Below are 14,854 nucleotides of genomic sequence, written 5' to 3'. Positions count from 1 at the left end.
GGGGCTGGAACGAGCACAGACTCCAGCCGTCTCTTCTCTTTCTGTTGCACAGGCGATTGCATGTCCTGTTGGCTGTCAGGGGAGGGCGGATTGCGAGTGTTGTCGCGAACGCTTAAGGAAACACAGCGATGATCCAGACTACAGTACTGCATCCCAAGCACCTGGAAGCCGGCGCCAAAATGGTGGACTTCCACGGTTGGGAAATGCCCATCAACTACGGCTCCCAGCTGGAAGAGCACCACGCGGTGCGCACCGATGCCGGCATGTTCGACGTCTCCCACATGACCATAGTCGACTTGACCGGCGAACGGGTCAAAGCCTTCCTGCAACACCTGCTGGCCAACGACGTGGCCAAACTCACAGTCCCGGGTAAGGCCCTCTACAGCGGCATGCTCAATCCGGAAGGCGGCGTCATCGACGACCTCATCACCTATTACCTGACCGATACGTTTTACCGCCTGGTGGTGAACTCCGCCACCCGCGAGAAGGATCTGGCCTGGATCCGCCACCACGCCATCGATTTTGCCGTGAGCGTGACCGAACGTCCCGAGCTCGCCATGATCGCGGTGCAGGGCCCCAACGCCAAGGCCAAGGCGGCCAAGGTGTTCACCCCTGAGCAAAATGCGGCAGTGGAGGGGATGAAGCCCTTCTTCGGCGTGCAGGCAGGGGATCTCTTCATCGCCACTACCGGCTACACAGGCGAAGACGGTTATGAAATCGTGGTGCCACAAGAGAAGGCGTGCGACCTGTGGCAGGCGCTGCTGGACAACGGTGTGGCCCCTTGCGGGCTGGGCGCACGGGATACCCTGCGCCTCGAAGCCGGCATGAACCTCTACAGCCAGGACATGGACGAGAGCATCAGTCCGCTCGCCGCCAACATGGCCTGGACCCTGGCCTTCGAGCCGGCCTCCCGCCAATTCATCGGTCGCGCCGCGCTGGAAGCACAGAAGGCGGCGGGCACTCAGCCCAAGCAGGTCGGTCTGGTGATGGAAGAGAAGGGGGTGCTGCGTGCCGGCATGCCGGTCACCTTCACCACCGCCAGCGGCGAGAAGCGGGAAGGTGTGATCACCTCGGGTTCTTTCTCGCCGACCCTGGGCTACAGTATTGCCCTGGCGCGGGTGCCCCGCGACATCGGCGAACAGGCCGAGGTGGAGATCCGCAAGAAGCTGGTCACCGTCAAAGTCACCAAGCCCGCTTTCGTGCGCAACGGCCAGAAGCTGGTGTAACAACCCCATTGCGGCGAAGGGGCTGCCCTTCGCCAGTACCCCTTGTACGCGGTCCAGGTACAAGTGATCCAAGTGAATAAGAAGGAAGCACAAATGAGCCATATCCCGAGCGAACTGAAATATGCCACCTCCCACGAGTGGATCCGTGTTGAAGCCAACGGCGAGGCCGTGGTCGGTATCACCGAGCACGCCCAGGATCTGCTGGGAGACATGGTGTTTATCGACCTGCCGGAAGTGGGCAAGCAAATTGGCGCCGGTGATGACTGCGCCGTGGCCGAGTCGGTCAAGGCCGCCTCCGACATCTACAGCCCGGTGAGCGGCGAAATCATCGCCATCAACGAAGAGCTGGAAGGCAGCCCGGAACTGGTCAACTCAGACCCCTACGGCGCCGGCTGGCTGTTCCGCATCAAGCTGGATGACGCGGGCGAGCTCGCCAACCTGCTGGATGCCGAAGGCTACCAGAACCTGGTGGACGAAGAGTAATGCCCCCGGGCCCTGCCAACACAGCAGGGCCCCTTTGTATGACCGCCAGCCGGACACACGCCGGCCGGTGGAAGGGTGAAGTCGCCGCGCCCGCCGTTTGTCAGCCTGGCCTTGCCAGGAGGCAAGCGGGCCGGTACGCAACAAGGCGATCCCCTGTCGATGCTGCCGCAGCATCCGGTGCCGCACCCTGTCTGCGGGACCCAGAACATGAGTGGAGTCGGTATCAGCCGGCTATCAGGAACATCAGGTCTTGGTTATCAGGACTTAATACCAGGAATAGGGAAATGACCCAGTCACTGTTTGAACTCGAGCAAAAAACCGATTTCATCCGTCGCCACATAGGCCCGGGTGAGGAAGAAGTGCGCGCTCTGCTGGCCGTCGTGGGCGCAGAGAGCCTGGACGATCTGATTGAGCAGACGGTCCCCGCCGCCATTCGCCGGCCGGGCCCGCTCGGTATCGGCGCCTCCATGACCGAAGTGGAGGCACTGGCCAAGCTCAAGGGCTACGCCGCCCAGAACAAGATCGCCAAGAGCTACATCGGCATGGGCTATCACGACACCCATGTGCCCCATGTCATCCTGCGCAACGTGCTGGAGAACCCTGGCTGGTATACCGCCTATACCCCGTATCAGCCCGAGCTGGCTCAGGGCCGTCTCGAAGCCCTGCTCAACTTCCAGCAGCTCACGCTGGACTTGACCGGCATGGATCTGGCCAGTGCCTCCCTGCTGGATGAAGCCACCGCCGCTGCCGAAGCCATGGCGCTGGCCAAGCGCATGGCCAAGTCCAAGTCTCATCTCTTCTTCGTGGCCGATGACGTGCATCCCCAAGTGATCGACGTGGTCAAGGAGCGCGCCGTGCACTTTGGCTTCGACGTGGCCGTCGGCCCTGCCAGCGAGGCGGTGAGCGAAGAGGTGTTCGGTGCCCTGTTCCAGTACCCCACCACCACGGGGGAAGTGAAGGATGTACGGGCGCTGGTCGCCGCCGTGCAAGCCCAGAAGGGGCTGGCCTGCGTCAGCGCCGACCTGCTCTCCCTGTTGCTGCTCAAATCCCCGGGTGAACTGGGCGCCGACGTGGTGTTCGGCTCCGCCCAGCGCTTCGGTGTGCCCATGGGTTACGGTGGCCCTCACGCCGCCTTCTTCGCCACTCGCGATGCCTACAAGCGTTCCATGCCGGGCCGCATCATAGGCGTTTCCAAGGACGCCCGTGGCAAGAGTGCCCTGCGCATGGCGATGCAGACCCGCGAGCAACATATCCGCCGCGAGAAAGCGAACTCCAATATCTGTACTGCCCAGGTGCTGCTGGCCAACATGGCGAGCTTCTACGCCGTCTACCACGGCCCCGTGGGGTTGAAAACCATCGCCTCCCGGGTGCACCGTCTCACCAGCATCCTGGCGCTGGGGCTTAAAACCAAGGGCGTGGCCCTCAAACACGCCAGCTGGTTCGATACGCTTACCGTGCTGACGGGCGACAAGGCGGCACTGATCGCCAAAGCAGAAGGGCTCGGCATCAACCTGCGCGCCGATCTCGATGGTGCCGTGGGTGTGTCGCTTTCCGAGACCACCACCCGCGCCGATGTGGCCGAGCTGTTTGATCTCTTCCTCGGCAAGGGCCACGGCCTGGATGTGGAGGCGCTCGACAAGGCGGCCCAGATCCATCACGGCATACCGCAGGATCTGCTGCGCACCGACGCCGTGCTGACCCACGAGGTGTTCAACAAGTACCACTCCGAAACCGAGATGCTGCGCTACATCCACCGTCTCGAAGCGAAAGATCTGGCGCTCAACTACGCCATGATCTCGCTAGGCTCCTGCACCATGAAACTCAACGCCACCGCCGAGATGATCCCGGTGACCTGGCCCGAGTTTGGCAAGCTGCACCCCTTCGCCCCGCTGGCCCAGGCCAAGGGCTACCAGCTGCTGCTGGCCGACCTCGAAGACTGGCTGGTGAAGGTGACAGGTTACGATGCGGTCTGCATGCAGCCGAACTCTGGCGCCCAGGGCGAGTACGCTGGCCTGTTGGCCATCAAGAAGTACCATGAGTCCCGTGGCGACGGTCATCGCGACATCTGCCTCATTCCGGCTTCCGCTCACGGCACCAACCCGGCCTCCGCCCAGATGGCGGGGCTGCGGGTCATCGTCACCGCCTGTGACAAGTCCGGCAACGTGGATCTCGACGACCTGCGCGCCAAGGCCGCCGAGGCGGGGGAGAAGCTTAGCTGTCTGATGGTGACCTATCCCTCCACCCACGGGGTGTACGAGGAGACCATCAAGGAGGTGTGCGACATCGTTCACCAGCACGGTGGTCAGGTCTACCTCGACGGCGCCAACATGAACGCCCAGGTGGGCCTCACGGCGCCGGGCTTTATCGGGGCGGACGTCTCCCACCTCAACCTGCACAAGACCTTCGCCATCCCTCACGGCGGTGGCGGTCCGGGCATGGGCCCCATAGGAGTGAAGAAACACCTGGCCCCCTTCGTGGCCGGTCATGCCGTGGTCAAGACCGACAAGGAGAGCCGCAACAACGGCGCCGTGTCGGCGGCACCGTTCGGTTCGGCCAGCATATTGCCCATCAGCTGGATGTACATCGCCATGCTGGGCGACGAAGGGCTGAAGAAATCCACTCAGGTGGCCATCCTCAATGCCAACTATCTGGCCAAGAAGCTGGGTGAATCCTTCCCCGTGCTCTATTCCGGACGCAACGGCCGGGTGGCTCACGAGTGCATCCTGGATATCCGCCCGCTGAAAGAGGCGTCCGGCATCAGCGAGATGGACGTGGCCAAGCGGCTGATGGACTACGGCTTCCATGCGCCGACCATGAGCTTCCCGGTGGCGGGCACCCTGATGGTCGAGCCGACGGAATCCGAATCCAAGCGCGAGCTGGATCGCTTCGTCGAGGCAATGACAGCCATCCGTGCCGAGATTGCCAAGGTGCAGGACGGTCACTGGAGCCTGGCCGACAACCCGCTGGTCAACGCGCCCCATACCCAGGATGACGTGATGGACGCTGAGTGGAATCGTGGCTACAGCCGCGCCGAGGCGGTGTTCCCGTCCGATGCAGTCCGTGCAGCCAAGCTCTGGCCGTCAGTGAATCGCATCGACGATGTATACGGCGATCGCAACCTGTTCTGCGCCTGCATCCCGACCGAGGATTACGCCAAGTAATCGCGGTGCAGAGTGAATGAGGGTTAGCTACCCGATAAAACCAAGGCCACCCCAGCGGGTGGCCTTGTTGTTTGTGGCGAATGTCTGACATGACATCACGCCGGAGTCTTCGCAGCCTCGGGCTGCGTCAGGACTTGGCCGGTGCAAGCAGGGCCAGGGCTTTGGCCAGGGCATCGACGGATTCCTGATGCTTGCCCGCCTTGTGCAGAGTTTCCCCTTCGGCCCGCAGCCTTTTCACCTCGGCCAGTTGCTCTGCACTGAGGGCCGGGCCTGCGGCGAGGGCATCATCTATCTTCTTCATGTCTGCGGGGCAGTGAAAGGCGAGGGCGTTGCCAGCAAAGAGCAGGCCGATCATCAGCAGTTTGGTTTTCATGTTTGTTATCTCAAGGAGGGGGCTCATCAAGGATAGCGCGCCCCTTGCAGGGCCGGTTGGGTTGATGTGGGCAGGAAGCAAGCGGTACCATGACTGTTTAGCTCATTAATGAGCCACACAGGGAGACTCAATGTCACTCACAAGGTTGCTGTCACCCTTGGCCAGTCTGGTAATTTTTATCCTGGGCCACGGCATGTTCAATACCCTGCTGACGGTGCGCCTCTCGGCAGAGCAGGTGTCGGTGCAAGCCATAGGCCTGGTGTCGGCCGCCTATTTTGGCGGTCTGGTGCTAGGGGCCTTCGTCAACGCGCGCCTCATCATACGGGTCGGCCATATCCGGGCCTATGCGGCCTACGCCTCCCTGCTCTGTTTTCTGTTCCTGCTGCACGGCATGGTGGTGGAACCCGTCAGCTGGGCGGCGCTGCGGCTGGTGGGAGGCTTTGCCACCGGCGGTCTGTTCGTGGTGCTGGAGTCCTGGATGCTGGTCTCTAGTTCCCCGGCCAATCGGGGGCGGCTGATGTCGCTCTACATGATCCTGCTCTACGGATCACTGGCCATGGGCCAATTGGTGCTCAAGTGGGTGGATCCCATGGTGCTGACCCCGTTTGCCCTGTGTGCCATGGCGGCCACCTTGTCGGTGGTGCCGCTTGCGCTCTCCCGGGTGGCGACACCGGCCATGGTGGCGCCCCAACCTGTCGGGGTGATCGAGCTGGTGCGGCTTACCCCGGCGGGCATGGGCAGCAGCTTCACCTCAGGTCTTATCCTCGGTGCCATCTACGGTCTGTTGCCGCTTTATTTTACCGATAGCGGTGCTTCGCTTTCGCGGGTGGCGGACATGATGGCGCTGGTGATCCTGGGGGGCATGTGCCTGCAGTATCCCATTGGCCGGGTCTCTGATCGCTATGACCGGCGGCTGGTGATCCTGCTGCTCAGTGCCGTGCTGACCCTGCTCGCTTTGCTGATGGTGTTGTTGCCCGAGGATTGGCGCGAGCCGATCGCCGGCGTCCTGGTGTTCTTGCTGGGGGGGATGGCGTTCTCCATTTATCCCCTGAGTCTGAGCCATGCCTGCGATGAGCTGCGCCCGGATCAGGTGCTGGGGGCCAATCAGGGATTGCTGCTCGCCTACAGTTTGGGCGCCATGATAGGGCCATTGCTGGCGCCTTTGTCATGATGCAGTTCGGGCCACAGGGGCTGTTTGTCTACTTTGCCCTGTGCGGCGCCCTACTGACGGCTTATCTGGGCTGGCGCAAGCGGCAGCGGGCCCCCATTCCGCTGGCCGAGCATCAGGTGTTCATGCCGGTACCGCCCAATACCCCCATGACTGCCGAACTGGAGCCGAGAACGGATCTGGCGGGGGAGGCTGTCCCTGCCAGCTATGCCACGCCTGAGTCGTCCGGGCCGCAGGATATGAAGGCCAGCTAGCGGTCACTGAATCACGCGGATAAAAAAGCCGACTCCAGGGAGTCGGCTTTTTATTGGCAACGGGACTATTTGCAACGGGACTATCAGGCGGTCACGGCATCGGCCTTGGCGGATGTCTCGGTGGCGTCCGGCGCCGCATTGCGGATGAGGTAATCAAATGCCCCCAGCGCTGCGGTCGCCCCTGCGCCCATGGAGATGATGATCTGCTTGAACGGCACCGTAGTGGCGTCACCGGCAGCATAGACCCCGGGCAGGGAAGTGGCGCCCTTGGTGTCGATCTCGATCTCGCCGAAGCGGGTCAGTGCCACCTCGCTCCCCTTGAGGAACTCGGTGTTCGGCACCAGACCGATCTGGACGAAGATACCGGCGACCGCCAGGTGCTTGATCTCACCCGTGGTGCGGTCCTCGTAATCCATACCCACCACCTTGCTGCCGTCACCGATCACTTCCGTGGTGCGGGCGCTCATGATGATGTCGATGTTGCCCATGGAGCGGGCTTTCTTCTGCAGCACCTCGTCGGCGCGCAGGGTATCGGCAAATTCCACCACTGTGACGTGCTCGACGATGCCGGCGAGATCGATGGCTGCTTCGATACCGGAGTTACCGCCACCGATCACTGCCACCCGCTTGCCCTTGAAGAAGGGACCGTCGCAGTGGGGGCAGTAGGCTACGCCCTTGGTGCGGTATTCGAGTTCGCCAGGCACGTTCAGGTCACGCCAGCGGGCACCGGTCGCCAGGATCACGGCGCGGCTCTTCAGCGTGGCACCAGAGGCCAGCGCCACATTCACATAGCCGTCCTTGCTGATTGCTGCGGCACGCTGCTCGGTGATCACTTCCACACCGTACTGCTTGACGTGCTGCTCCAAGCTTGCAGCCAGCTTGGGACCTTCGGTGTAGGGCACGGAGATGAAGTTCTCGATGCCGACCGTGTCCATCACCTGACCACCAAAACGCTCTGCGACGATGGCGGTACGAATGCCTTTACGGGCGGCATAGATGGCTGCTGCGGCACCAGCCGGGCCACCACCCACTACCAGCACATCGTAAGGCGCTTTTTCATTGAGCTCTTCAGCCTTGCGTTCTGCGGCGCCTGTGTCGAGCTTGGCAATGATCTCTTCCAGCGAGATACGGCCCTGGCTGAACGGCTGACCGTTCATGTAGACGTTCGGCACCGCCATGATCTGGCGCTCGTTCACTTCGTCCTGGAACAGGGCACCGTCGATCATGGTGTGGGTGATACCGGGATTCAGGGTCGCCATCAGGTTCAGCGCCTGTACCACGTCCGGGCAGTTGTGGCAGGAGAGGGAGATATAGGTCTCGAAGTGAAATTCGCCCTTCAGCTGCTTGATCTGCTCCAGCACGGCCGGATCTGTCTTGGAAGGGTGGCCGCCGCTTTGCAGCAAGGCGAGCACCAGAGAGGTAAATTCATGACCCATGGGGATGCCGGCAAAATGAACGCGCGGGGCCTGGCCCTTTGGCGCGATGCTCATGGAAGGCTTGCGAGCGGCAGTGCCAGAGGTCTGGGTAATCTTGGGGGACATCTCGCTGATCTCTGTGGCCAATGCCAGCAGCTCTGCGGATTTGTCACTGTCATTGCCGGACACGCTGATCTCGATGGGATTGACGATGTACTGCAGATAGGTGTTCAGCTGTTGTTTGAGGTTGGTATCCAACATCTTCGAATTCCTTCTTTTGATTGCGGGTCGGCGTTTTGTCAGGCCAGAAAGCAGACCGGCCCTTGAATGGGCCGGTCTTGGAAGCGGAGGCTTAGATTTTGCCTACCAGATCCAGGGACGGGGCCAGGGTGGCATCGCCTTCTTTCCACTTGGCCGGGCAGACTTCACCCGGGTGGGAAGCAACGTACTGGGCCGCTTTGACTTTGCGCAGCAGTTCCAGGGCGTCACGGCCGATGCCGCCAGCGTTGATTTCAACGATCTGGATGATGCCCTGCGGGTCGATGACGAAGGTGCCGCGGTCAGCCAGACCGGCTTCTTCGATCATGACGCCGAAGTTGCGGGTGATGGCGCCAGTCGGGTCACCAATCATCGGATACTGGATCTTCTGGATGGTGTCGGAGGTGTCGTGCCATGCCTTGTGGGTGAAGTGGGTGTCGGTGGAGACGGAGTAGATCTCGACGCCCAGCTTCTTGAATTCGGCGTAGTTGTCAGCCAGGTCACCCAGCTCGGTCGGGCAAACGAAGGTGAAGTCAGCCGGGTAGAAGAACACCACGGACCACTTGCCTTTCAGGTCAGCGTCAGACACCTGAACGAATTTGCCATTGTGGTAGGCGGTGGCGTTGAACGGCTTGATTTCAGTGTTGATGTAGGTAGACATGTATTAGCTCCTTGGTGATGTACATATGCCTGTCTGGTATTGAAGAGTCTGTCCGGACCAGGCGTTTAACGTTCGATGGATTCATCATAGGGGCTTCTCCTAATCGGTTAAAGCCGCAATTTTGAATCACTTCAATCTATCTATTAGATAACCTACCGCTGCTGTACCTAACATGAATATTTCTGACATGCAGAGGTAACCCCTTGTCGAGATTCAACATCTGTGCGGTTCTTGGGTTTTTCAAGGGGCGAATGGGCAGCTTTCTCGGGGGGACGGGGCGTGGCAGTGACGTACTGGGCGAAACACGCAAAAAGAGGGGGGCCCGGGGCAGGGCAGGAGGGTGCAGATAAAAAAAATCCCGGCGCTGTCGTAAGGACAAGGCCGGGTCATCAAACAAGGAATGGCTATATAAACAAAAGCTTTACAGCAAAGACTAACTACGGGGTGTGCAAACTTGCAGACATATGAGAGGAAGAGGCTGGGTGCACAATCCCTCGTCTCCCCCTCGGCAACTATTGCATGGGGGAGATAATAGTGTGATGCAGATCACAAAGCAAGGTTGTGGTGTAAATTTTCAATCAAAATGAAAGTCTTTCAGCTTTATTGCCGATTTCATGTGCTGAAAACGCTTTTATTGTAATTTTATTACAGGTTTTAAAGATCAGAAATCGCCGGGCGGTTCCTGTTCTTCCATCAGTTCGAGCAGGTTGATGGCAACCGCAATGAAATCCGACTCCGTGACTATGCCCACCAGTTTGCGCCCCTTGAGCACCGGCAGGCAGCCATATTTGTGGCGCTGCAGGTAGAGCGCCGCCTCCTTGATGCCGGCGTGGGGATCCACGCTCGCCACCTGGCGGGTCATGATCTCGTCGAGCTGGACGCTGTCGGTGAATTCCGCTTCCCGCTCCGGGTTGATGAGCAGCAGCTTGGACTCGCGGGTGGCCAGGATGTCGGTGAGGGTGACCAGACCCAGCAGGTGATGGTGCTCGTCGACGATGGGGATGTGGCGGATCCGCTCCTGCTGCATCAGATCCATCGCCTGTTTGACGCTGTTTTCCGGACCCAGAGTGAAGGGATGTTCTGTCATGATCTCGGATAAGGTCATCATGGTGGGCCTCCTTGTGTATCTGCTTTCACCCTAGCCCAGCCCCCACAGGCAAAACATGATCAGGGTCAATACAAAACCTTAAAGGTTTTTTAACTGGCCCTGCTTCACATAATTGCTCGCTATCCCTTGTCTCTCTTGGGTTTTTGGTCTTTTGGGTTGCCTTGGAAGAGGGGGATAACTAGACTAGCCGCCGATTCCCCCGAGGTGAAAGATGCAAGTATCCGATTTTCATTTTGATCTGCCAGACGAGCTGATTGCCCGCTATCCGATGGCAGAGCGTACCGCCAGCCGCCTGTTGCAGCTCGATGGTCAAAGCGGCGCCCTGCGCCATGGTCAATTTGTGGACGTGCTGGACCAGCTCAACCCCGGCGATCTGCTGGTATTCAACAACACCCGTGTCATTCCGGCGCGCATGTTTGGCCAGAAGGCCAGCGGCGGCAAGCTGGAGGTGCTGGTGGAGCGCATCCTGGATGAACAGAGCGTGCTGGCTCACGTGCGCTCTTCCAAATCGCCCAAGCCCGGCACCCGTCTTATTCTGGATGGTGGGCCCGACGGTGAGAAAGTCGAAGCCGAGATGCGGGCCCGCCACGATGCCCTGTTCGAGATCCATTTCCAGGACCCCCGCCCCGTGCTGGAGATCCTGGAGGCCATAGGCCACATGCCGTTGCCCCCCTATATCGACCGCCCCGACGAGGATGCCGACAAGGAGCGTTACCAGACCGTTTACAACCAGAAGCCGGGCGCCGTGGCGGCGCCGACCGCCGGCCTGCACTTCGATGAGCCGCTGCTCGAGCGGATCAAGGCCAAGGGTGTGGAGCTGGCCTTCGTCACCCTGCATGTAGGGGCGGGGACCTTCCAGCCGGTGCGGGTGGACAAGATTGAAGATCACCACATGCACTCGGAATATGCTGAAGTGCCGCAGGAGGTGGTGGATGCCATAGCCGCAACGCGCGCCCGCGGTGGCCGGGTGATTGCGGTGGGGACCACCTCGGTACGCTCGCTCGAGAGCGCCGCCAAGGTGAGCCTGGCTCAGGGCAAGCCGCTGGCGCCGTTTTTCAGCGACACCGACATCTTCATCTTCCCCGGCTACCAGTTCCAGGTGGTCGATGCCATGGTGACCAACTTCCATCTGCCGGAGTCGACCCTGATCATGCTGGTCAGCGCCTTCGCCGGTTACGATCACGTGATGGCGGCCTATCAGGCGGCCGTGACCGAAAATTACCGTTTCTTCAGCTACGGGGACGCCATGTTCGTCACCCGTCGCCGGGCGGTGGCATAAGCCTCGCCCTTTATACCGGGCCTTCGGGCTCTCTATTGTCAGACTGTTTCTCTGACGCAACGAGGTAGCAATGAAATTTGAACTGAAAACCACCGACGGCCGTGCCCGTCGCGGCCAGTTGGTATTCGAGCGCGGCACAGTGCAGACCCCAGCCTTCATGCCGGTCGGTACCTATGGCACCGTCAAGGGGATGACCCCGGAAGAAGTGCGCGAGACAGGTGCCCAGATCCTGCTTGGCAACACCTTCCACCTCTGGCTGCGGCCGGGGCAGGAAGTAATGCGCGCCCATGGCGATCTGCATGACTTCATGAACTGGCAGGGCCCGATCCTGACCGACTCGGGTGGTTTCCAGGTGTTCAGCCTGGGGCACATTCGCAAGATCACCGAGGCGGGCGTGCACTTCCGTCACCCCATCAACGGCGAGAAGATCTTCCTCGACCCCGAGAAATCCATGGAGATACAGTACGATCTGGGCTCCGATATAGTGATGATCTTCGATGAGTGCACCCCGTACCCGGCCACGTACGAAGAGGCGCGCAAGTCCATGGAGATGTCCCTGCGCTGGGGCAAGCGCTCGCGCGACAAGTTTGATGCCCTGGGCAACAAGAATGCCCTGTTCGGTATCATTCAGGGCTCCGTGTATGAAGAGCTGCGGGACGTGTCCCTCAACGGTCTGCTGGAGATCGGCTTCGACGGTTATGCGGTCGGCGGTCTGGCGGTGGGTGAGCCCAAGGAAGACATGCACAGGATCCTCGAGCACGTCTGCCCGAAAATTCCGGCCGACAAGCCGCGTTACCTGATGGGCGTGGGCAAGCCGGAAGACTTGGTGGAAGGGGTGCGCCGCGGGGTTGACATGTTCGACTGCGTGATGCCGACCCGCAATGCCCGCAACGGCCATCTGTTCACCACGGATGGTGTGGTCAAGATCCGCAACGCCAAGTATCGCAGCGACACCAGTACCCTGGATGCGGACTGCGATTGCTACACCTGCAAGAACTACACCCGCAGCTATTTGTACCATCTGGACAAGTGCAACGAGATCCTCGGTGCCCGTCTGAACACCATTCACAACCTGCGTTATTACCAGCGTGTGATGCAGGGTTTGCGGGACGCGATCGAGCAGGGTAAATTAGACGACTTTGTAGCTGAGTTTTACCGTCGGCAAGGGAAGCCTGTGCCTCCGTTAGCTGAAAATGACGTGAAATAACAACGATATATAAGCCAGTTCTCAAATCTACATCAATAAGAGGTTGTTAAATGAGCATTATCTCCAAGGCGTATGCAGAAGGCGCAGTTCCGGGTGCACAGGGTGGTGGTATGGAAATGATCATCATGCTGGCCGTGTTTGGCCTTATCTTCTACTTCATGATCTATCGTCCCCAGGCCAAGCGCGCCAAGACTCATCGTGATCTGATGAGCTCCCTCTCCAAGGGTGATGAAGTGCTCACTTCCGGTGGCCTGGTCGGCAAGATTGCCAAGGTGTCCGCCGATAGCGAATACATAGTGCTGGCCCTGAATGATCAGACTCAAGTCACCATCAAACGTGATTTCGTCTCTGCCGTTCTGCCCAAGGGTTCTATTCAGTCCCTTTAATCTCCCGAGGAGCACAGCGTGTTAAATCGCTATCCGCTGTGGAAATACCTGATGGTGGTCTTCGTGATCGCCATCGGTTTTCTATATGCAGCCCCCAATCTTTACGGCGAAGACCCGGCCTTGCAGATCTCTGCCAGCCGGGGTGCCGAAGTCAAGCTAGAGACGCTTGATCTGGTGAAAGAGACGCTGGATGCGGCTCAGATCCCGGTCAAGCATGCTGCGTTCGAACACGGTTTCATTCTGATCCGTTTCAAGAACACCGAAGAACAGCTCAAGGCGCGCGACGTCGTCGCCAACAAGCTGGGCGACAACTTCATTACCGCTCTCAACCTGGCGCCCTCCACGCCTGCCTGGCTCGAAGCCATCGGTGCCAACCCGCTCAAGCTGGGTCTTGACCTGCGCGGCGGTGTGCACTTCCTGATGGAAGTGGACATGGCCGAGGCGCTGACCAAGCAGCAAGAGCAGATGGTGCAGGATTTCCGCGCCGAGCTGCGTACCCAGAAGATCCGTTATTCCGGCGTGCGTCGGGCCGGTGATCAGGTACAGGTGCTGTTCCGCGATGAAGCGGATCAGGCCAAGGCGGTCTCTCACCTGCGTCGTCAGAACCCTGATCTGACCTTCACCACAGAACAGAAGGGGGATGAGTTCATCCTGCTGGCGGGTCTGAGCGAAGCCAAGATCAAGGAAGTGAAGAAGTACGCCCTCGAGCAGAACATCACCATCATCCGTAACCGGGTGAACGAGCTGGGTGTGGCCGAGCCGCTGGTACAACAGCAGGGTGCCGAGCGCATCGTGGTGGAGCTGCCCGGTATTCAGGACACGGCCCGTGCCAAGGAGATCCTGGGCGCGACCGCGACCCTGGAATTCCACATGGTCGATGAGACTGCCGATATCCAGGCCGCCGCCGATGGCCGGGTGCCACCGAGCTCCAAGGTCTACAACGATCGCAACGGCCGTCCCGTCGTGCTGCAAAAGCGCATCATACTGACCGGTGACCACATAGTGGGTGCCCAGTCCGGTTTCGACGAATACAGCCGTCCCCAGGTCAACATCAAGCTCGATGGCCAGGGTGGCAACAAGATGGCCAACTTTACCAAGGACAACGTCGGTAAAGGCATGGCCACAGTGTTCATCGAATACAAGCCGGTCGGTCAGCCGGGTCCGGATGGCAAGCGCAAGTTCCGCAAGCAGGAGGAGGTGATCAACGTCGCCACCATCCAGTCGCGTCTTGGCAGCCAGTTCCGCATCACGGGTATCGACAACGCGAACGAAGCCCACAACCTGGCGCTGCTGTTGCGTGCCGGTGCCCTGATAGCCCCGATCCAGATCGTCGAAGAACGCACCATAGGCCCGAGCCTGGGTCAGCAGAACATCGACAGCGGTATGGAAGCTATCGGCTGGGCCATGCTGGTGATCGTGCTGTTCATGGGGATCTACTACCGTGCATTCGGCTGGGTGGCCAACCTGGCGCTTACCATGAACCTGGTGCTGATCGTCGGCATCATGTCGATGATCCCCGGGGCCACCATGACACTGCCGGGCATTGCCGGTATCGTCCTGACCTTAGGGATGGCGGTGGATGCCAACGTGCTGATCTACGAGCGTATTCGTGAAGAGATCCGCAACGGTCGCGGGGTGCAGCAAGCCATCCATCTGGGCTTCGACCGCGCCTTCTCGACCATAGCCGACTCCAACGTCACCTCGCTCATCACCTGCGTGATCCTGTTCGGTATCGGCACCGGCGCCATCAAGGGCTTCGCCCTGACGCTGGGCATTGGTCTGAGTGCCTCCATGTTTACGGCCATTACTGTATCCCGCGCCATCATCAACCTGGCCTGGGGTGGACGGCGCATCGACAAGCTGCCGATCTAAGGA

General features: G+C 60.2%; 11 protein-coding genes and 1 pseudogene. 8 read left to right on the top strand and 4 right to left on the bottom strand.

Features of this window, described 5'->3' with window-relative positions; genetic code table 11:
- The first annotated feature begins 128 nt into the window (after positions 1 to 128).
- The 3 genes from gcvT (at position 129) to gcvP (ending at position 4,870) form a co-directional block, all read left to right on the top strand.
- Positions 129 to 1,226 (top strand): glycine cleavage system aminomethyltransferase GcvT, encoded by a 1,098-nt coding sequence (gcvT, locus tag CK910_RS19235; RefSeq protein ID WP_098984370.1) that lies wholly within the window; start codon positions 129 to 131, stop codon positions 1,224 to 1,226.
- A gap of 93 nt (positions 1,227 to 1,319) precedes the next feature.
- Positions 1,320 to 1,709 (top strand): glycine cleavage system protein GcvH, encoded by a 390-nt coding sequence (gene gcvH / locus CK910_RS19230; protein WP_043136806.1) that lies wholly within the window; start codon positions 1,320 to 1,322, stop codon positions 1,707 to 1,709.
- A 284-nt stretch (positions 1,710 to 1,993) separates the two neighbouring features.
- On the top strand, positions 1,994 to 4,870 hold the full coding sequence (gene gcvP / locus CK910_RS19225) for an aminomethyl-transferring glycine dehydrogenase (protein ID WP_098984369.1): 2,877 nt from the start codon (positions 1,994 to 1,996) through the stop codon (positions 4,868 to 4,870).
- A gap of 127 nt (positions 4,871 to 4,997) precedes the next feature.
- Here the strand turns inward: gcvP and CK910_RS19220 are convergent, their stop codons facing one another.
- Positions 4,998 to 5,243 carry a hypothetical protein gene (locus CK910_RS19220; RefSeq protein ID WP_098984368.1) on the bottom strand — a complete coding sequence of 82 codons (246 nt, stop codon included), beginning with the start codon at positions 5,241 to 5,243 and terminating at the stop codon, positions 4,998 to 5,000.
- 130 nt (positions 5,244 to 5,373) lie between these two features.
- Between CK910_RS19220 and CK910_RS19215 the strand changes: the two are divergent.
- A pseudogene (locus tag CK910_RS19215) lies at positions 5,374 to 6,665 on the top strand (MFS transporter).
- Between the two features lie 83 nt (positions 6,666 to 6,748).
- Here CK910_RS19215 and ahpF read toward each other — a convergent pair.
- The 3 genes from ahpF to CK910_RS19200 all read right to left on the bottom strand — a co-directional run bounded on the left by ahpF (position 6,749) and on the right by CK910_RS19200 (position 10,107).
- Entirely contained in the window at positions 6,749 to 8,341 is a 1,593-nt protein-coding gene (gene ahpF / locus CK910_RS19210; protein ID WP_098984367.1) for an alkyl hydroperoxide reductase subunit F, read from the bottom strand.
- A 91-nt stretch (positions 8,342 to 8,432) separates the two neighbouring features.
- A complete protein-coding gene (gene ahpC / locus CK910_RS19205) occupies positions 8,433 to 8,999 on the bottom strand; it encodes an alkyl hydroperoxide reductase subunit C (RefSeq protein ID WP_017411392.1) in 567 nt (188 codons plus the stop codon).
- Positions 9,000 to 9,660: 661 nt separating this feature from the next.
- On the bottom strand, positions 9,661 to 10,107 hold the full coding sequence (locus tag CK910_RS19200; protein WP_098984366.1) for a CBS domain-containing protein: 447 nt from the start codon (positions 10,105 to 10,107) through the stop codon (positions 9,661 to 9,663).
- Positions 10,108 to 10,318: 211 nt separating this feature from the next.
- Between CK910_RS19200 and queA the strand changes: the two genes are divergently transcribed.
- The 4 genes from queA (at position 10,319) to secD (ending at position 14,851) form a co-directional block, all read left to right on the top strand.
- Complete coding sequence (queA, locus tag CK910_RS19195; RefSeq protein ID WP_098984365.1) at positions 10,319 to 11,386, top strand: tRNA preQ1(34) S-adenosylmethionine ribosyltransferase-isomerase QueA; 1,068 nt, start codon at positions 10,319 to 10,321, stop codon at positions 11,384 to 11,386.
- A gap of 70 nt (positions 11,387 to 11,456) precedes the next feature.
- On the top strand, positions 11,457 to 12,593 hold the full coding sequence (gene tgt, locus CK910_RS19190; RefSeq protein WP_042865859.1) for a tRNA guanosine(34) transglycosylase Tgt: 1,137 nt from the start codon (positions 11,457 to 11,459) through the stop codon (positions 12,591 to 12,593).
- 50 nt (positions 12,594 to 12,643) lie between these two features.
- The gene (gene yajC / locus CK910_RS19185) at positions 12,644 to 12,979 is read left to right on the top strand and encodes a preprotein translocase subunit YajC (RefSeq protein ID WP_098984364.1); all 336 of its coding nucleotides are present in this window, start codon (positions 12,644 to 12,646) and stop codon (positions 12,977 to 12,979) included.
- Between the two features lie 18 nt (positions 12,980 to 12,997).
- Positions 12,998 to 14,851, top strand: coding sequence for a protein translocase subunit SecD (gene secD, locus CK910_RS19180; RefSeq protein ID WP_043555278.1), 1,854 nt, complete (start codon positions 12,998 to 13,000; stop codon positions 14,849 to 14,851).
- The last annotated feature ends 3 nt before the right edge of the window (positions 14,852 to 14,854 follow it).

The organism is Aeromonas sp. CA23, assembly GCF_002587065.1.
In the GTDB taxonomy this organism is placed as follows: domain Bacteria; phylum Pseudomonadota; class Gammaproteobacteria; order Enterobacterales; family Aeromonadaceae; genus Aeromonas; species Aeromonas bestiarum.
This window is presented reverse-complemented; position numbering and strand designations above follow the sequence as displayed.